At 60.6% G+C, this 18,344-nt stretch carries 19 protein-coding genes; 11 read left to right on the plus strand and 8 right to left on the minus strand.

All coding sequences use genetic code 11. The features are described 5' to 3' along the window. Window positions 1-20: 20 nt before the first annotated feature. A complete protein-coding gene (locus ACM1ZW_RS24000; RefSeq protein ID WP_414883767.1) occupies window positions 21-935 on the minus strand; it encodes a LysR substrate-binding domain-containing protein in 915 nt (304 codons plus the stop codon). An 84-nt stretch (window positions 936-1,019) separates the two neighbouring features. Between ACM1ZW_RS24000 and ACM1ZW_RS24005 the strand changes: the two genes are divergently transcribed. Next, complete coding sequence (locus ACM1ZW_RS24005; protein WP_017338662.1) at window positions 1,020-1,943, plus strand: carbon-nitrogen hydrolase family protein; 924 nt, start codon at window positions 1,020-1,022, stop codon at window positions 1,941-1,943. A gap of 155 nt (window positions 1,944-2,098) precedes the next feature. Here the strand turns inward: ACM1ZW_RS24005 and ACM1ZW_RS24010 are convergent, their stop codons facing one another. From ACM1ZW_RS24010 to ACM1ZW_RS24020, 3 genes are all read right to left on the minus strand, one after another. Next, window positions 2,099-2,572, minus strand: coding sequence for an LEA type 2 family protein (locus tag ACM1ZW_RS24010; RefSeq protein WP_017338663.1), 474 nt, complete (start codon window positions 2,570-2,572; stop codon window positions 2,099-2,101). Window positions 2,573-2,628: 56 nt separating this feature from the next. After that, window positions 2,629-4,101: a nucleobase:cation symporter-2 family protein gene (locus tag ACM1ZW_RS24015; protein ID WP_414879143.1), complete on the minus strand. Its 1,473-nt coding sequence runs from the start codon at window positions 4,099-4,101 to the stop codon at window positions 2,629-2,631. Between the two features lie 103 nt (window positions 4,102-4,204). After that, on the minus strand, window positions 4,205-5,098 hold the full coding sequence (locus ACM1ZW_RS24020; protein ID WP_017338665.1) for a LysR family transcriptional regulator: 894 nt from the start codon (window positions 5,096-5,098) through the stop codon (window positions 4,205-4,207). Window positions 5,099-5,199: 101 nt separating this feature from the next. On the opposite strand from ACM1ZW_RS24020, the gene ACM1ZW_RS24025 reads away from it, so the two are divergent. Together ACM1ZW_RS24025 and speB are read left to right on the plus strand one after the other, a co-directional pair. Next, the gene (locus ACM1ZW_RS24025; RefSeq protein WP_416739504.1) at window positions 5,200-6,291 is read left to right on the plus strand and encodes a polyamine ABC transporter substrate-binding protein; all 1,092 of its coding nucleotides are present in this window, start codon (window positions 5,200-5,202) and stop codon (window positions 6,289-6,291) included. Between the two features lie 19 nt (window positions 6,292-6,310). Continuing rightward, window positions 6,311-7,270 carry an agmatinase gene (speB, locus tag ACM1ZW_RS24030; protein ID WP_416739505.1) on the plus strand — a complete coding sequence of 320 codons (960 nt, stop codon included), beginning with the start codon at window positions 6,311-6,313 and terminating at the stop codon, window positions 7,268-7,270. A 151-nt stretch (window positions 7,271-7,421) separates the two neighbouring features. On the opposite strand, the gene ACM1ZW_RS24035 is transcribed toward speB, so the two are convergent. Next, window positions 7,422-8,474 carry an aldo/keto reductase gene (locus ACM1ZW_RS24035; protein ID WP_017338668.1) on the minus strand — a complete coding sequence of 351 codons (1,053 nt, stop codon included), beginning with the start codon at window positions 8,472-8,474 and terminating at the stop codon, window positions 7,422-7,424. A gap of 203 nt (window positions 8,475-8,677) precedes the next feature. Here ACM1ZW_RS24035 and ACM1ZW_RS24040 point away from each other — a divergent pair, with 203 nt between their 5' ends. From ACM1ZW_RS24040 to ACM1ZW_RS24060, 5 genes are all read left to right on the plus strand, one after another. After that, window positions 8,678-9,394, plus strand: coding sequence for a helix-turn-helix transcriptional regulator (locus ACM1ZW_RS24040; RefSeq protein ID WP_017338669.1), 717 nt, complete (start codon window positions 8,678-8,680; stop codon window positions 9,392-9,394). A 52-nt stretch (window positions 9,395-9,446) separates the two neighbouring features. Then, complete coding sequence (locus ACM1ZW_RS24045; RefSeq protein WP_414879138.1) at window positions 9,447-9,788, plus strand: nuclear transport factor 2 family protein; 342 nt, start codon at window positions 9,447-9,449, stop codon at window positions 9,786-9,788. A 30-nt stretch (window positions 9,789-9,818) separates the two neighbouring features. Further along, entirely contained in the window at window positions 9,819-10,937 is a 1,119-nt protein-coding gene (gene zapE / locus ACM1ZW_RS24050) for a cell division protein ZapE (protein WP_414879137.1), read from the plus strand. Between the two features lie 18 nt (window positions 10,938-10,955). Further along, window positions 10,956-11,543, plus strand: coding sequence for a DinB family protein (locus ACM1ZW_RS24055; RefSeq protein WP_017338672.1), 588 nt, complete (start codon window positions 10,956-10,958; stop codon window positions 11,541-11,543). A 93-nt stretch (window positions 11,544-11,636) separates the two neighbouring features. Then, complete coding sequence (locus tag ACM1ZW_RS24060; protein ID WP_017338673.1) at window positions 11,637-12,128, plus strand: GNAT family N-acetyltransferase; 492 nt, start codon at window positions 11,637-11,639, stop codon at window positions 12,126-12,128. 107 nt (window positions 12,129-12,235) lie between these two features. Here the strand turns inward: ACM1ZW_RS24060 and ACM1ZW_RS24065 are convergent, their stop codons facing one another. The 3 genes from ACM1ZW_RS24065 to ACM1ZW_RS24075 form a co-directional block, all read right to left on the minus strand. Next, the gene (locus ACM1ZW_RS24065) at window positions 12,236-12,436 is read right to left on the minus strand and encodes a hypothetical protein (RefSeq protein WP_017338674.1); all 201 of its coding nucleotides are present in this window, start codon (window positions 12,434-12,436) and stop codon (window positions 12,236-12,238) included. A gap of 163 nt (window positions 12,437-12,599) precedes the next feature. Continuing rightward, window positions 12,600-14,348: a phosphoethanolamine transferase CptA gene (locus ACM1ZW_RS24070; RefSeq protein ID WP_017338675.1), complete on the minus strand. Its 1,749-nt coding sequence runs from the start codon at window positions 14,346-14,348 to the stop codon at window positions 12,600-12,602. Between the two features lie 198 nt (window positions 14,349-14,546). Beyond that, window positions 14,547-14,729: a DUF6026 family protein gene (locus tag ACM1ZW_RS24075; protein ID WP_017338676.1), complete on the minus strand. Its 183-nt coding sequence runs from the start codon at window positions 14,727-14,729 to the stop codon at window positions 14,547-14,549. Window positions 14,730-15,000: 271 nt separating this feature from the next. On the opposite strand from ACM1ZW_RS24075, the gene gnd reads away from it, so the two are divergent. Genes gnd through ACM1ZW_RS24090 form a run of 3 tightly spaced genes read left to right on the plus strand, consistent with a single transcriptional unit; the run spans window position 15,001 to window position 18,319 of the window. Further along, entirely contained in the window at window positions 15,001-15,981 is a 981-nt protein-coding gene (gnd, locus tag ACM1ZW_RS24080; protein ID WP_017338677.1) for a phosphogluconate dehydrogenase (NAD(+)-dependent, decarboxylating), read from the plus strand. Then, entirely contained in the window at window positions 15,978-17,501 is a 1,524-nt protein-coding gene (gene zwf, locus ACM1ZW_RS24085) for a glucose-6-phosphate dehydrogenase (protein WP_414879135.1), read from the plus strand. The genes gnd and zwf overlap by 4 nt, the downstream gene beginning before the upstream one ends. Continuing rightward, window positions 17,498-18,319, plus strand: a complete 822-nt coding sequence (locus ACM1ZW_RS24090) for an HAD family hydrolase (protein WP_416739506.1) — start codon at window positions 17,498-17,500, stop codon at window positions 18,317-18,319. The genes zwf and ACM1ZW_RS24090 overlap by 4 nt, the downstream gene beginning before the upstream one ends. The last annotated feature ends 25 nt before the right edge of the window (window positions 18,320-18,344 follow it).

Genomic DNA, 18,344 nt, shown 5'->3' on the forward strand with positions numbered 1-18,344 from the left:
GGCGCAGCCTGCGGCAGCTCCTACGGGCTTGCAAAAATCGCGACAATTGCCTCACGCACCTTCAACACCACCGGATCGAGCTGAGTGCTGGTGCGCCAGCCCAGTTCGATCGGGTAACGCGGCAACGCCAAAGGGCAGGGCAGCAGCGCCAGCCCGGTGAGCGCTGCAAGGCTTCGAGCGGCATGCGCCGGAATGGTCGCCACCGCCTGACTGCCCTTGAGCAAATGCGGCAGCGCCGCGAAATGTGTGGTCGAAGCGCATACTCGCCGGCTCAGGCCCAACGCGGCCAATCCTTCGTCGGTGATCCCGATAAAGCCACCCGATGACACCAGAATATGTTCACGGGTGACGAATTCCTCAAGGTCGATGGCTTGCTGTCCCGCGACCAGGCTGATCGGGTCCACCAAACACAAATAATCACCTTCGCCCAGCACCTGACGACTCAGCAATCGCTCGGCGAACCCGCCGGCCGTGATCGCCAGATCGATGCTGCGCTCCATCAACGCCTGCGCGACGATCTGACTGTGAGTCTGGCGGAAGATCAGCCGCAGCTTCGGCGCGCAGCGGGCGATTTCCTCGATCAAGCGACGGCCGTAGGCGATTTCGAAATCATCTGACAAACCGACCGTGACCGAGCGGCCATCGTAGTGATTGGCGGTCGGATCGACCATCGCCAGGCTTTGGCGGCATTTGTTCAATGCGTCGCTGACCACCGGTTTCAACTGATTGGCCTTGAGCGTGGGTGCGAGGCCTCGTCCCGTGCGTACGAACAATTGATCGCCGTAGACCTCGCGCAGCCGGCGCAATGCCGCGCTGACCGCCGACTGCGTGACGCCCAGGCGCAACGCCGCACGGCTGGCGCTGGACTCTTCATGCAAGGCTTCGAACACTTTGAGCAGGTTGAGATCGACGGTGGCGATATTCATTTGGTTCATATCATTCAGCAGTGGATGGGGCTTTATTGATGATCCCGTGACGCCTGAGAATGAGCAACACCTGATGTGAACGGAGTGACCGCGATGCCCAAGTCAATCGTAGCTGCACTGCAAATCGGCGCCTTGCCCGGCGGCAAGGCCGAGACCCTGGAACAGATTCTCTCGTTCGAAAGCGCCATCCTTGAAGCCCGCGCGGCGCTGGTGGTCATGCCCGAAGCGCTGCTGGGCGGATACCCCAAGGGTGAAGGTTTTGGCACCCAACTGGGTTATCGGCTGCCGGAAGGTCGTGAAGCCTTTGCCCGTTATTTCGCCAATGCCATCGATGTGCCTGGGGCGGAAACCGAAGCGCTGGCCGGGCTGTCGGCGCGTACGGGGGCGAACCTGGTGATCGGTGTGATTGAGCGCGCTGGCAGCACGTTGTATTGCACCGCGCTGTATTTCGATCCGCAGGCCGGGCTGGTGGCGAAGCACCGCAAGCTGATGCCGACCGGCACCGAACGGCTGATCTGGGGCAAGGGCGATGGCTCGACGCTGCCGGTGATCGACAGCCAGGTCGGGCGGATCGGCGCGGTGGTGTGCTGGGAAAACATGATGCCGCTGCTGCGCACCGCGATGTACGCCAAAGGCGTGGAGGTGTGGTGCGCGCCAACGGTGGATGAACGGGAGATGTGGCAGGTCAGCATGCGCCATATCGCCCATGAAGGCCGCTGCTTTGTGGTCAGTGCCTGTCAGGTTCAGGATTCGCCGCAAGCCTTGGGCGTTGAAATCGCCAACTGGCCGGCGGACCGGCCGTTGATTGCGGGGGGCAGTGTGATCGTAGGGCCGATGGGCGACGTACTGGCGGGGCCGCTGCGGGGAGGGCGCGGTTTGCTCAGCGCTGAAATCGACACTGACGACCTGATCCGCGCGCGTTACGACTACGACGTCGTCGGCCACTATGCGCGCCCGGATGTGTTCGAGTTGAGCGTGGATGAACGCGCCAAACCGGGCGTGCGGTTCAACACATAAGCAAAACTGTGTGTGAGTTTTAGTGGCGAGGGAGCTTGCTCCCGCTCGGCTGCGAAGCAGTCGTAAAGCTTTTGGGGCCGCTTCGCGCCCCAGCGGGAGCAAGCTCCCTCGCCACAAAAGCTCGCTCTCACATTGGATTGTCAGCGTTGGTGCATTTACCAGGTGCCGACTGTCGACCCCGGCAAACTGAGCTTGCCGCTGTCTGTAAATCGCATCGTGCCGAACAAACCGCCCGCCAGTTTGCCGCGCAAGACATAAGGCAGGTTGTTCAACGTTTGGGTCTGGCTCAGGCCCAAAGTCTGGCGCAGCACCGAGAACGCCGAAACGCTCACCGGCACGCTCAGCACTGTCTCGGAAAAGCGCCCGATCGAGCCCGACTGATCACTGACGCCGGAGGCGAGGGGCTGGCCGTTGACTGACAGGTCCAGCGCCACGCCGTTGTAGTCGATCGCGGTTTCATTGGGATTCTGTACGCGGATTTTCACTGCGAAACGCACTTCCATGTCCTGGCTTTGCAACGGCTCGAAACCGACCACATTGATGTTCAGCGGGTCGCGATTGGGAAACAGGGCGCAGGCGCTCAGGGACAATAAAAGGAGGGAAAGGACAACGGCGTGGACACTGCGCATGGACATGCTCTCTTGAAGAAAAGGCCGAACCGCCCTTGGCTCGGCCTTGAGCGTGCCTAGCGGTTCAACTGTGCGACAACCGCAGGCGAGGCGGGTTCACCTTTGGCCGGCACATCCGGGTTTTCCATGACCTGGAGTATCGAGGCTTCCGGATCGAAATCGTCTTCTTCCAGCTCGATGAATTCTTCGGGCAGGAAGATATTCAGCACGATAGCGCACAACGCGCCGACGGTGATCGGCGATTCAAAGATGTTGTGCAGCGCTTTCGGCAACTCGCGCAGCACCTCCGGCACAGCCGCCACTCCAAGACCCATGCCGAGGGAAATAGCCACGATCAGCATGTTGCGCCGGTGCAGGCCGGCTTCGGCGAGGATCTTGATGCCGGCGACCGCCACGGTGCCGAACATCACCAGTTCAGCGCCACCGAGTACCGGTTTCGGCATCAGTTGCAGCACGGCGCCGATCATCGGGAACAACCCCAGCACCACCAGCAGACCGGCAATGAAAAAAGCAACGTAGCGGCTGGCCACGCCGGTCAGTTGAATCACGCCGTTGTTCTGCGCGAAGGTCACCATCGGCATGCTGTTGAACACGGCTGCCATGGCCGAGTTGAGACCGTCGGCGAGCAGGCCGGACTTGATCCGGCGGAGGTAGATCGGGCCTTTGACCGGCTGCCGCGAAATCATCGAGTTGGCGGTGAGATCGCCGGCGGCCTCCAGCGGCGACACCAGGAAAATCACCGCCACCGGCACGAACGCCACCCAGTCGAAGTTGAACCCATACTTGAACGGCACCGGCACGCTCATCAGCGGCACGTCGGGCATGCTGCTGAAATCCACGTGGCCCATGAACCAGGCGACGACATAACCGAAGGTCAGGCCGATCACGATCGCCCCGAGACGCAGGAACGGCACATCCACCCGGTTCAACACCACGATGGTGCCGAGCACAAGCGCTGCCAATCCCAGATGGCTGGCGGCACCGAGGTCGGTCGCGCCGAAGCCGCCGGCGATGTCGGTCATGGCGACTTTGATCAGCGACAGGCCCATCAGCGTGATGATCGTCCCGGTCACTACCGGCGTGATCAGCATCCGCAGTTTGCCGATGAACTGGCTCAACACCACCTCAATGAACGCGGCGAAAAAACACACGCCAAAGATCGTCGAAAGAATTTCATCGGTGCCGCCGCCGCGCGCCTTGACCATGAAACCGGCGCTGAGGATCACGCTGATGAACGAAAAACTGGTGCCTTGCAGGCACAGCAAACCGGAACCGATCGGGCCGAATCGGCGTGCCTGGACAAAGGTGCCCAGGCCTGAGACAAACAGCGCCATGCTGATCAGATAGGGAATTTCGCTTTGCAGGCCGAGGGCGCTGCCCATGATCAGGGTCGGGGTAATGATGCCGACGAAACTGGCGAGTACGTGTTGCAGGGCGGCGAAGACCGTGGCGGTCAAATGCGGGCGGTCGTCGAGGCCGTAGATCAGGTCGCTGTGGCGCGGGGCAGGGGCTTTTTCAGAGGCGGTCATGGTGGTTTGCGTGCCGAAAGGCGGGCCGGGGCAGAAAATGGAGGCGCAGGATGCCAGAAAGACAGGTATGTCGAAACATTAACTCGGGTTTACACCGGGGGATTCAGGCAAACGCTGCCAGTAGATCCTCTTCAAACGCTTTCTGTGCATCCCCCGGCACCTGCGCCCGATGGCGGGCAAGATGGAAGGCCACGTCGAAACTCATATCGCTTTGGCGCACGGCCTTGAGCAACCCTTTGTCTTCCCAGCTGCGGGCGAAATGACTGGGCAGATAGCCGACATGCTTGCCGGACAGAATGAAAGCGAGGGTGCCCTCGACCTGTTCCGAGCGCGCCGAGCACCGCTTGCCCTGGAAGGGCTCGTCGCTGCGTAGAAAGCGGTAAGGGTGATCCACCCGGTCGCAGGCCTGCAACGCCTGATCGTCTGGCGCATCGTCAGTGAACAGCGGATGGCCGGGGGCGCAATACAAATGCTGGGTTTCGCTGAACAGTTCGCGGTAGTCAAACGCACTCTGCACCTGTGAGAAATAACCGATCGCCAGGTCCAGCCGTTGTTGCAGCAGCAAGCGCTCCATCTCGCCGGGCATGGCGCTGATCAACTCGATGCGCACCGACTCATCGCGCTCGCGAAAGCGGCGGATCGCCTCGGCCACCCGCTGCAGCACCGATTGATCCACGGCTTCGGACAGCCCCAGACGCACCTCGCCGATCAGGCGGCCGGCCACGCCATTGGATTGATGACGGAACGCTTCGATCGACTCGAACAGCCCCCGCGTCGCGATCAGCAGTTGTTCGCCTTTGGGGGTGACCCTGAATCCACCCTTGCCGCGACTGCACAGCCGATAACCGAGCCGGGTTTCGAGCCTGGCCATTTGCTGGCTGATGCTCGATTGACTCAGGCCCAGTTCTCCCTGGGCCGCACTGAAACCGCCACATTCCACCACGCTGACAAACAGACGCAGCAATTGCAGATCCACATCGTGAAGCTGGCCGAGCATCAAACATTACTCCGCAATAAAGTCAGGATAATTGACTTGGTATTTTTTCAATGTATCCGACGACGCATGCTGCAGCCACTTCCTCTGGTCAGGTGTTCGTCATGGGTCCTTCATTCAAGCTGTGTTTACCCGCGCTGTTCCTTTCCATGGCGGTTTCGGCTCAGGCCGAGGAAAACGTCGTCAATCTCTACAGCTGGGCCGATTACGTCGCGCCGGACACCTTGCAGCGCTTCGAGCAGGAAACCGGCATTCATGTGCGCTACGACACCTTCGACTCCTCGGAAGTGCTGGAAACCAAGCTGCTCACCGGCGGCAGTGGTTATGACGTGGTGGTGCCGTCGTCCAGCGTGCTGGCGCGCGGGTTGGCGGCCGGCGCGTTGAAGGCGATTCCCCACGAAGGCCTCAAGGGCTACGCCAACCTCGATCCGGACTTGCTGGAAAAACTCGCCGCGGTCGATCCCGGCAACCGCTACGGCGTGCCCTATACCTGGGGCACTTTGGGGCTTGGGATGAATATCGAAGCGGTGAAAAAGCGTTTGCCTAATGTGCCGCTCAACAGCCTCGATCTGTTGTTCAAACCCGAATACGCCAGCCAGTTGAAAGACTGTGGCATTGCCATTCTCGATTCGCCACAAGAGGTGATCGGCCTGGCGCTGCACTATCTGGGTAAAGATCCCTACAGCACCGACAAGTCTGATCTGTCAGCGGCCGAGGCCTTGTTGCATCAGCTTCAGCCGAATGTGCTGTACGTCGCCACCGGGCGGCAGATCAGCGATCTGGCCAATGGCAGCGTTTGTCTGGCGTTGACCTACAACGGTGACGCCAGCATGGCTGCCGATCAGGCGCGCAAAGCCGGCAAGCCCTACGAAGTGGCGTACCGGATTCCCAGGGAGGGCACGCTGGTCTGGCAGGACAACCTGGCGATTCCCAAGGATGCACCGCACCCCGAAGCTGCCCGCGCCTTCATCGAGTTCATGTTGCGCCCCGAGTCCGTCGCGGCGCTGACCAACACGCTGTTCTTCGCCACGGCCAACCAGGCCGCCACGCCGCTGGTGGATGAAGCGGTGCGCACCGATCCGGACATTTACCCCCTCGCCGATGTGCGCGAACGGCTGTACGCCGACCGCAGCATGAGCCTCAAGGACATGCGTCAGCGCACCCGTTTGTGGACCACTTTCCGTAGCCGCCAATAACTAAAACAAGGAGAAACCGATGGACGTCCCAGTGCAAAACGATCAGGCCATGACCCGCGACAGCCTCTACGGGACTGCCGCCGAAAGTACCTACGCCGGCATCACCAGTTTCATGCGTCGTCGCTACAGCCGTGACTTGCGCGGTGTTGATGTTGCCGTCAGCGGCGTGCCGTTCGATACCGCCACCAGCAACCGTCCCGGCGCGCGTTTCGGACCCCGTGGCATTCGCGCTGCATCCACCGGGATTGCCTGGGAACGCCACTGGCCGTGGGCGTTCGATCCGTTCGATCACCTCGCCGTGATTGACTACGGTGATTGCGACTTCGATTACGGCTCGCCTCATTCGGTACCGGAAAGCATTGAAGCCCACGCCGAACGCATTCTGAATGCCGGCTGCGCGATGCTGACCTTCGGCGGCGATCACTTCATCAGTTACCCGCTGCTCAAGGCCCACGCCCGTAAACATGGGGCGCTTTCGCTGATCCATTTTGACGCGCACAGCGACACCTGGCCGGACGAAGAGGGCAAGCGCGTCGATCACGGAACGATGTTCTGGCATGCGGCCAAGGAAGGTTTGGTGGACCCGTCGCGCTCGGTACAGATCGGCTTGCGCACCACCAATGACGATCATCAGGGCTTTCAGGTACTGGACGCGCGGCAAGTGCATCGCCGTGGAGTGGAGGCGATTGCCGAAGCCATTCGGGCACGGGTCGGCGACAACCCGGTGTACCTGACATTCGACATCGATTGCCTCGACCCCGCCTTCGCCCCCGGCACCGGAACGCCGGTGTGCGGCGGTTTGAGCACGGTGCAGGCGCTGGAAATCCTCGGCGGGTTGCGCGGGATCAATCTGGTGGGAATGGATGTGGTAGAGGTGGCGCCGGCCTACGACAATGCGGACATTACCTCACTGGCGGCGGCGACGTTGGCGATGGAGATGCTGTGTTTGTATGCGGCTAAACATAAGGTGGATCGATAGTCCGTGATCAAAATGCGGGAGCAAACCTCCGTGGCGAGGGAGCTTGCTCCCGCTGGGGCGCGAAGCGGCCCCAAAGCCTTGCGACTGCTTCGCAGCCGAGCGGGAACAAGCTCCCTCGCCACGGAGGTTCTTTCCCGCAATCTGGTGGGTGTCAGGCGACCGGAATTATCGGCAGATCCAGGGTTTCACTCCCGCCAAACCGTGCAACAGAACCGGCAATGGACTCATGTGGCACACCCATCGCCACGGCGCTGACCCCATCCAGCCGCGCCAACTGTTCCGCGCTCACCTGCACATTCAACGCGCCCAACGTCGCATCCAGCTGCTCACGCGTACGCGAACCCAGAATCGGAATCAGCGCGGTCGTCGAGCGCTTGGCTTTTTCCCGCAGCCAGGCAATGGCCACGTGCGTCGGGCTGGCGCCCAGTTCTGCCGCGACGGCGAGCAAGGTGTCGAGCAGGGCGGTTTCGCGGGCGCTTTTCTCGGCGTGCACCAGCATGCCCAGTTTAGCGGCGCGGTTGTTCTCGTCGCTGGAACGGTATTTGCCAGTCAGGAACCCGCCACCCAAGGGCGACCATAAGGTCGCGGCCAGCCCCAACGCTTCGGCCATCGGCAGTTGTTCACGTTCGGCCGTGCGTTCGGCGAGGCTGTACTCGACCTGAATGGCGGCAATCGGCGCAAAACCGCGGACTTCGGCCAGCAGGTCGGCCCGGGCGATGCGCCACGCCGGGAAGTTCGACAGGCCGGCGTAGTGAATCTTGCCGGCGCGCACCAGATCATCGAAACCCCGCAGGATCTCTTCCATGGGCGTGACACCGTCACTCATGTGCGCCCAGAAGAGGTCGATGTGGTCGGTCTTGAGCCGTGCCAGGCTTTCTTCCACGGCGCGAACCATGTTCTTGCGGTTGTTGCCGGTGTGGGAAATGCCCGCGGCCGGCGTAGTTCCCAAGGTGTATTTGGTGGCGATGACCAGGCGATCACGCTCCGGGGCGATGAACTCGCTGAGCATGGCTTCCGACTGGCCACCCTGATAACCGTTGGCGGTGTCGATGAAATTGCCGCCGGCCTCCAGGTAGCCATCAAATATGCGTTGGGCTTCATCGCGTTCGGCGCCATGGCCCCAACCCGTACCAAAGTTACCCGCGCCCAACGCCAGTTCCGAAACACGCAAGCCGGTTTTTCGGCCGAACACTTTGTAATGCATGGGATGACTCCTGGAGGGAATAGTCGGTGACTGATTATAAATGTCGCATGACATGTATAAAAGATTATAGCTGTCATGTATTTCGTCAAGGAGCTTTTTCGATCGCGGCAATAAGGCCGGCCACCGAGCGTTTCGCTACTGCCACTTTCTGACAGGATCCTCTGCTAAGCTCCGACCACTGTTCCGGAAAGAGCTCGCCAATCGTGTCTCGCACCACGCGTTTACTGACCCTGTTGCAAGTGCTGCGCGGCAAGAGTCGCCCGGTCACGGCAGCGACCCTTGCCGGTGAACTGGAGATTTCCGAGCGCACGCTATACCGCGATATCGCTGAACTGACCGCGCTGGGTGCGCCGATCTACGGCGAGGCGGGCATCGGTTACGTGCTGCGCAGCGGTTTGTTTCTGCCGCCTTTGATGCTCAACGCCGACGAAACCGAAGCCATCGTGCTGGGACTGCGCTACGTGGATCAGCGCGGTGATGAGGTGTTGAGCAAGGCGGCAGCCGATGCGCTGGCCAAGATTGCTGCGGTGCTGGCGCCCGAGGCGCTGGACGCCTTACGCAACCCGACGGTACTGCCGGGCCCGCCTGGTTATGGCTTCGCACCCAATGCCGTGGCGTTGAATGTGTTTCGCCAGGCGATCCGCAATCAGGCCAAGTTGCACATCGACTATGCGGACGCCCAACAGGTGCCGAGCCAGCGGTTGATCTGGCCTTTGGCGCTGGGGTTTCTCAACGAAGTGCGAATCATCGTCGCCTGGTGTGAACTCCGCGGCGCCTATCGGACGTTTCGCACCGACCGGATTTCGGCGGCAGACGAGCAGGGCGAGCGTTATCCGGGGCGGCGCGGTGACCTGTTGCGCACCTGGCGCAAGCAGATGCAACTGGATGAGGCGGGGCGTTTCACTCCTGACAAGAACTGACACAGGCATGTTTTAGCATGGCTCCAGAATCAACCAACAAGGAGTTATAAACATGTCCAGTTCCGCCTCTTCGCTTGCGCCCGCCATCGCCGCTTACCTGGCTGCCGCCAATGCCCGCGACACCTCGAGGGTCGCCAGTTTCTTCGCTGAGGATGCCAATGTGTTCGACGAAGGCCGGCATCAGATCGGCGCCCAGGCCATCGCCCAGTGGATGCAGGACACTGCCCGGCGTTATCAGCCAAAAGTCGAAGTGCTCGACGTGCAACTGCGCACGGGCAAGGTACTGGTGCATAACCGGGTGTCCGGCACGTTTCCCGGCAGCCCGCTGGAATTGCGCTACATGTTCCGTCTGAACGAGCAGGGCAAGATCGCTCGACTGGACATTTCACTGTAGAGACCGCGCCGCGATGGCATACTGCCGCGCATGAATGTCGACTCCCCGTTAAGCGCCTGGCAACACGCCATCGAACAGAAGGGCTTCGTCCAGGACGAAGCCCAGGAGCATGCTGTCTGGGCGTTGCAAAAATGCTACGAAGCGCTGCATGAAGGTCGCTCGCAGGTGATGGGCGTTTACCTCTGGGGCCCGGTCGGGCGGGGCAAGACCTGGTTGATGGACCAGTTCTACCAAAGCTTGCAGGTCCCGGCCCGACGCCAGCACTTCCATCACTTCATGGGCTGGGTGCATCAGCGCTCGTTTCAGCTGACCGGCACTGCCGACCCGCTGAAAGCGCTGGCCCGGGAATTGAGCGAAGAAGTGCGCGTGCTGTGTTTCGATGAGCTGTTCGTCAATGACATCGGCGACGCGATCATTCTCGGGCGCTTGTTTCAAGTGATGTTCGACCAGGGCGTGGTGGTGGTCTGCACCTCCAATCAGCCGCCGGACCTGCTGTACGCCGATGGCTTCAACCGTGACCGCTTCGTGCCGGCGATCGAGGCGATCAAGCGCCATATGCAGGTGATTGCAGTGGATGGCGGCGAAGACCATCGCCTGCATCCCGGCGCAGGTTTGCAACGCTATTGGGTCGCCGCGCCCGGTCAGTCTGGCGCGCTGGGCGATGTGTTCAAGGCGTTGACCGCCGGCCAGTCGGTTTTCGTCGAGCCGGTCAAGGTCGGCTACCGTTCGCTGAAGGTGGTGCAGGCCAGTGAAACCGTGCTCTGGTGCCGTTACGCCGACCTCTGCGAACAACCCTTTGCCGCCATGGATTTCATGGCCCTGTGCGACACCTACAAGGCTATTCTGTTGAGTGAAGTGCCCAACCTCAGCGCGCAAAAGCGCGAAGGGCGCATCGCCCGTGGTACCGAAGACGGTGTCGAGCGGGTGGTGGCGGGCGATCGCGAATTGCCGCAATTGTCGGTACACGACGATGGTGTGCGGCGTTTCATCGCGTTGGTGGACGAATGCTACGACCGCAAAGTGCCGCTGTACCTTGAGGCGCAGGTGCCGATGGAATCGCTCTACACCGAAGGCTATCTGGAATTCCCGTTCCGTCGCACCCTCAGCCGCTTACAGGAAATGCAGCTGCAACGTTTCGCCGACGCTTGAACCCAAGGAGCCGCGAACATGAATCAGCCCTTGTCCCATCATTTGCTGACCATGGCCTATCAGAACGCCTGGGCCAATCATCGACTGGCCAAGGCCTGGGGGCAGTTGAGTCCGCAGGACCTGGTGGCGCCGCGAGTCAGTTTCTTCCCCAGCCTGCGGGCGACCCTCAATCACATCCTGACCTGCGACTGGTTTTATGTGGATGCGCTGGAACGTGAGTTGCGCGGGGATGCGCCACACCCGGATTGCTACGTGTTTTTCACTGACGACGAGCCGTTCACCGCCGCTGCGGACCTCAAGCGCGAACAGGCCCAGGTGGATCGTCGGTTGATCGCTTACTGCGAACAGATGCGCGACGCGGACCTGGGCAAGATTGTGACCATCGCCCGGGACACGCCGCAACACGAGAGTCGGCTGCGCATGCTGTCGCACCTGTTCGAGCACCAGATTCATCACCGTGGGCAGATTCACGCGATGCTCAGTGGAACGTCGATCGCACCACCGCAGCTGGACGAGTTTTTCTGTGTCGGTGAGTCGGGCCTTCGGGCTGCGGACTTCGCCGAACTGGGCTGGACCGAAGCGCTGATCTGGGGCACTTCCGGTTAAAGATTGCAGGATGAGCAGCACTCGCGATAGGGTCGCTGGACCTTGCGGTGCGGTCTGCGCGCCGGGGCTTTTTATGTGTGATCGAGGATGGAAATGGAATCCGCAGAAATTCTTGTGCTTCAGGCCAGCTACACCAACCCGGTGCATGCCGAGGCTGTACGCCTTGTGTTGAATCATTACGCCGAAGATCCGATGGGTGGCGGTCATTCCTTGCCCGCCGAGGTGCTGGAGCACCTGCCGGAAGAACTGGCCAAGCGTCCCCATGCGTTCAGCGTGCTGGCTTTTGTCGGTGGAGAACCGGCCGGGCTGGTCAATTGCTTTGAAGGCTTTTCGACGTTCGCCTGTCGTCCGTTGGTCAACGTGCACGACGTCGTCGTGATGAAGGCGTTTCGTGGATTGGGCCTGAGCCAGAAGATGCTGCAGAAGGTCGAGGAAATCGCCCGTCAGCGTGGCTGCTGCAAAATCACCCTGGAAGTGCTGGAAGGTAATGCCGTGGCCCAGTCGTCCTACGCCAAATTCGGCTTCAGCGCCGGCATGTTCGATCCGGCGCACGGCCGGATGCTGTTCTGGACCAAGGCTCTGTAGCATCGCGCTCTGCTTTTTGCGGGAGCCGGCTTGCTGGCGGTGGCGATCTCCAAAACGCCGTCGCCAGCAAGCCGGCACCTACGCCTCCGAGTCTTGCCTCGCTCGGTTCATTGTTTGTAATGCTCCGTCACCTGCGCCGTCTGATCGTCCGGAACCCGGACTTGAGCGGTTTGCTGGCTCTGATTCTCCTGCTGGCTCAGCCGCAGGCTCTCGTAGTAATAGCGCATGCGTTCCGCGCCGCCTTCTGCAAATGCGCTGGCCGAAACGAACGTCATCAGGCCGGCAACGATCAAGGGTGTACGTTTCATGGTTCGCCTCCCACATTGGATATCGGGTGCCTTTCTTCCATGAAGCAATGTCGCGCGACCATTATCTGCCGATTTCGTTAATTGGGAATTAACTGCACATGGGCTTCCCCGTCCCGGTTTGGGACGGGCAAGAAAAAGGGGCCGGATACGGCCCCTGAAAGGTTTACTGCAAAACGACGTTCGCGGGGTTTGGTTTCGCCTTCGGTTTGATCAGGCTGAAGTCGATCAACGCCTTCTGCTCGCGTTCATAGGGATTGCCGATCATCAGTGGGCGTGGTTTGAAACTGTCGCTGACCAGGCTCTTGCTGCGATCGAGCTCATCGAAATTCAACCCCGCCAGATCGGCCCAAGTATGGATCAGGTGCGAGCTGCTGTACGGCCGCCCGAGGTCTTCGGCGAAGCGCCAGTCATGGCTTTCGCGCCACTTCGGCGAAGCCCAGGCCATGAACGGAATGGTGTACATCGGCGCCGTCGGCTTGGCCTCGTTGCGACCCAGTGTGCTGTGGCCGGGCGAGTCGAAAACGTCTTCACCGTGGTCGGAGAGGTACAGCAGGAAACCGTTCGGATCGGACTTGGCATAGTCCTTGATCAGGCTCGAGACCACGAAGTCGTTGTACAGCACCGCGTTGTCATAGCTGTTGTAGGTCGGCAGTTGATCGTCACGCACGCCGGCGGGCACGCCATTGCGGTCCTTGAACTTGTCGAATGTCGACGGATAGCGGTACTGGTAGCTCATGTGGGTGCCGAGCAGATGCACGACGATCAACTTGCGTGGCGCCGCATCAGCCAGGGCCTTGTTGAACGGTTCGATCACATCGCCGTCGTACTGGGCGGCGTTCTGGTTACGGTTGTTGTTCAGGTACACCTGCTCGTCGGCCTGCTCGGAGAAGGTCGTGAGCATGGTGTTGCGTTTGGTCATGGTCTGCTGGTTGGTGATCCAGAACGTTTTGTAGCCGGCCTGTTTCATCATGCTGACCAATGACGGGGTCGACAGGTACAGGTCCGGGTTTTCTTCGTCGGCGAAGGTCAGCACCTGCTGCAGCGCCTCGATGGTGTAGGGGCGTGGGGTGATGACGTTATCGAAGACCGCCAGCTGATCCTTGAGCTTGTCCAGTTCCGGCGTGGTTTCACGCGGATAGCCATAGAGGCTCATGCGCTGACGGTTGGTGGATTCACCGATCACCAGCACCAGCGTGGCCGGCTGGTTGGCCGTGGCATCCTTGAGGTTGTGCAGCGGAGGAATCTTGCTCGCACTGGCGAGCATGTCCTGCATGCCGGCGAGGGTGTCGAGGTAACGGTGATAAGCCACTGCCATCTGCCATGGCACTGCCGGTTCGATACGGGTTTCGAATTTTTCGAAACCGCCGGCGAGGCTGCCGGTGCGGGCGGTCTGTTTGATCATCGGATAGCCGACCACAGCCACCAGAATGGCCGTCGCCGCCACCAGCGCGCGACCGCGGGGCATGTATACCGGGCGCAACCGTGTCCACAGGAAATACGCAAAAAGGGTGTGGGCGAGGAACGCTACAATCATCCACCAGGCGAAATACTGGGTCATGTACTCGCCAGCTTCAGAGATGTTCGACTCGAACATGATGAAGATGACGCTCTGGGAAAATTCCTGCTGATAGATGAAGAAATAACCCAGGCTGGCCATGGAACAGGCCCATAGCACCACGCCTATCAGTGCGGCCAACACACGGGTTTGCCGGGGAAACATCAGCATCGGCGCCAGCCAGATGGCGCTCATCACAAAGGCCTGGCGGAATCCGCTGAATCCGGAAGTGCCCGTCAACTGGATCAGCAGCTGGGTGATGCCGGAAAAATACCAGAAGAACACAAACAGCCACAGAATCCCTGCCCAATCGAATCCTTTCGCAGACAAACTGCTGCTGCGTTGAAACAAAGCCATTGCGCGCTCCAGCCAGAATCACTTTTCACCGCCGGGACTAAAAAGTCGCCGACGAACGGGGGCCGCGCGGACACCGAGCGGCCATATTGGGGCCGGAGTATCAACAAGGGGGTGTGAAAGTTTTGTGAGCTGGGAACGCTGGCGAATCGAAAAGACATATCGGAAACAGCGCAGGGCTGCTTCCGAATCAGGCGAGGGTCAGGCGTGGGGAGCTCGCAACGTGACAGGCTTCGGCTGAGCCTGGATGCCTTGAGTCAGCAGGCGCAATTGCTCGACTTCCTGCTTCAGTTGGTCGCGCTCGTCTTTCAACTGGCGCAATTCATCGCGACGGATCGTGACGTAAAGGGTTTGTGCTGGCCGTGCTGCTTGTACTGTGCCCATTGCTCACCTCGCAAATGGCTGTCTCAACTGTAAATCCGCCCCGACATCGGTGCTTATTTACTATCGGCACCGATTTTGATTTCTTTTGCCCCGCAAGGGAACTTTTTTATTTTTCATGGTCGTTGTGTCTTTGGCACGATTCCAGACGTTATCAGTCTGGATCGGGCACAATGCCCGGAAACTTCACGCCAACGCTCTGGACTAACCCTCATTAGTCGCGTTGGGCTATAACCTTTGACACACATTTATTTGTAGTAGGGAGCATCAGCACATGCAACTCGGGATTATTGGACTGGGCCGCATGGGCGGCAATATTGCGCGGCGCCTGATGCTCAACGGGCACACCACCGTTGTTTACGACCGCAATACCGCCTTCGTCGACACCCTGGCTGCCGAAGGCGCCAAAGGCGTCATCGACCTGCCGGCCCTGGTCGCTGGCCTGGCCAAGCCACGAGCGGTCTGGGTCATGCTGCCGGCCGGCGCACCGACCGAAGACACCATCGACACCCTGAGCACCTTGCTCGAACCCGGCGACACCATCATCGACGGCGGCAACACCTTCTATAAGGACGACATCCGCCGGGCGAAAACCCTGTCGGAAAAAGGCCTGCACTACGTCGACGTCGGCACCTCCGGCGGCGTCTGGGGCCTGGACCGCGGTTACTGCATGATGATCGGCGGCGAAGCCGAAGTGGTGAAACGCCTTGATCCGCTGTTCGACAGCCTGGCGCCGGGCATGGGTGATATCCCGCGCACCAAGGATCGCAAGTCGGACGACGATCGTGCCGAACGCGGTTACATCCACGCCGGTCCCGCAGGCTCTGGCCATTTCGTGAAGATGATCCACAACGGCATCGAATACGGAATGATGCAGGCCTTCGCCGAGGGCTTCGACATTCTCAAGACCAAGGCCAGCACCAACCTGCCGGAAGATCAGCGTTTCGATCTCAATGTCGCCGACATCGCCGAAGTCTGGCGCCGTGGCAGCGTCGTGTCGTCCTGGCTGCTCGACCTGACGGCTGACGCCCTCGCCAGCGATCCGAAACTCGACGGTTACTCAGGCTCGGTGGCTGACAGCGGTGAAGGTCGCTGGACCATCGAAGCCGCCATGGAGCAATCGGTGCCCGTGCCGGTGCTGTCGAACTCGCTGTTCTCCCGCTACCGTTCCCGCGGGCAAGGCACCTTTGGCGACAAGATTCTCTCTGCCCAGCGCTTCGGCTTCGGCGGCCACGTGGAGACTGCGAAAAAATGACCCGCTTGATCCGCAATAAATCCAAGGCAGAACCCGCACCACCGACCACGCTGTTCCTGTTCGGTGCCCACGGAGACCTGGTCAAGCGCTTGCTGATGCCGGCGCTGTACAACCTGAGTCGCGACGGTCTGCTTGGCGATGGACTGCGGATCATTGGCGTTGACCACAACGCCATCACCGATGAGGCCTTTGCGCAGAAGCTCGAAGATTTCATTCGCGCTGAAGTGGCGAGCAAGGTCGGCAAGGGCGATCAAGCCCTTGATCCGCAGCTGTGGGCCAAACTCGCCAAAGGCATCAGCTACGTCCAGGGCGATTTCCTGGACGACAGCACCTATCAGGCGCTTGCGGCGAAAATTGCCGCCAGCGGCACCGGCAACGCGGTGTTCTATCTGGCTACCGCGCCACGTTTCTTCAGCGAAGTGGTGCGTCGCCTCGGCGCCGCCGGTTTGCTGCAAGAGACACCGGAAGCCTTCAGGAGGGTGGTGATCGAAAAACCGTTCGGTTCCGATCTGCACACTGCCGAAGCCTTGAACGCGTGCTTGCTAAGGGTCATGACGGAAAACCAGATCTATCGGATCGATCACTATCTGGGCAAGGAAACCGTGCAGAACATTCTGATCAGCCGGTTCTCCAACAGCCTGTTTGAAGCCTTCTGGAACAACCATTACATCGACCACGTACAAATCACCGCCGCGGAAACCGTCGGTGTGGAAACCCGTGGCAGTTTTTACGAGCACACCGGCGCTCTGCGGGACATGGTGCCCAATCACCTGTTCCAGCTATTGGCGATGGTGGCCATGGAACCGCCGGCCGCCTTTGGCGCCGATGCGGTTCGCGGCGAGAAAGCCAAAGTAGTGGGAGCGATCCGTCCCTGGTCCACCGAAGAGGCGCGAGCCAATTCGGTACGCGGCCAATACACCGCCAGCGAAATCGACGGCAAGCCGCTGCCAGGTTATCGCCAGGAAAACAACGTAGCGCCCGACAGCACCACCGAAACCTATGTCGCGCTCAAAGTCATGATCGACAACTGGCGTTGGGTCGGCGTGCCGTTCTACCTGCGCACCGGCAAGCGCATGAGCGTGCGCGACACCGAGATCGTCATCTGTTTCAAACCGGCGCCTTATGCTCAGTTCCGTGATACCGAGGTCGATGAGCTGCAACCGACCTACCTGCGGATCCAGATTCAGCCCAATGAAGGCATGTGGTTCGATCTTCTGGCCAAGCGGCCTGGCCCGGCGCTGAAAATGGCCAATATCGAACTGGGTTTTGCCTACAAGGATTTCTTTGAAATGCAGCCGTCCACCGGCTACGAAACCTTGATCTACGATTGCCTGACCGGCGATCAGACGCTGTTCCAGCGCGCTGACAATATCGAAAACGGCTGGCGCGCCGTGCAACCTTTTCTCGACGCCTGGCAGCAGGACCCGAGCCTACAGACCTACGCGGCTGGTGAAGACGGCCCGGCGACGGCAGAAGACCTGCTGGCTCGCGACGGCCGCGTCTGGCATAGCCTCGGATGAGTGGTGAAACGCAACAACTCATTCGCTTTTTGCTCAGTGACATGGACGGCACGTTGTTGCTGCCGGACCACAGCCTAAGCCAGCGCACCATAGAAGCCGTTCGTTCGTTGCGCGACGCGGGTGTTCTGTTCAGCCTGGCCACTGGCCGGCCGCCGAAAGCCATGTTGCAGCAGATCGAAGCGCTGGGCGTGGACTTGCCGACGGCGGCCTTCAATGGCGGCACGATCGTCCATCCCGATGGCAGTTTGTTGGTCGCGCATTATTTGCCGGCCACGGCCGCACTGACCACGCTGACGCTGTTTGCCGATCTGCCGGACATTGAGGTGTGGGTATTCAGTGGCGGCGACTGGCTGGTGAAAGACCCGACCGGGCCGATGGTGCCCCGGGAACAGCATGGCCTGGGGTATCCGCCAGTGGTGGTGGAAAGTTTTGAACCGTATCTGGAACACATCGACAAGATCGTCGCGGCGAGCAATAACGCGCAGCTGTTGATTGAGCTGGAGGCGCAATTGCTGCCCATGGTCGAGAGTCAGGCGCAGGTCTCGCGATCGCAACCGGTTTATCTGGATGTGACCGCGATGCAGGCGAACAAGGGCTCAGCGCTGGCGACACTGGCCGAGTTCCTGGGTGTGCCGATCGAGCAGACGGCGGCCATGGGCGATGGCGGCAATGACCCCGCCATGTTTCACCGCGCAGGCCTGTCGATCGCCATGGGGCAGTCGGAAGAAGCGGTGAAGCGTCAGGCTGACGTGGTGACCGGGGCCAATACCGAAGACGGTGCGGCGCAGGCGATCGAGCGGTATATCCTCCCTCGCTAGCGACACAAAACCAATGTGGGAGCGA

Origin of the sequence: Pseudomonas sp. NFX71, from assembly GCF_048079215.1 — a bacterium.
Taxonomy (GTDB): Bacteria; Pseudomonadota; Gammaproteobacteria; order Pseudomonadales; family Pseudomonadaceae; genus Aquipseudomonas; species Aquipseudomonas fluorescens_B.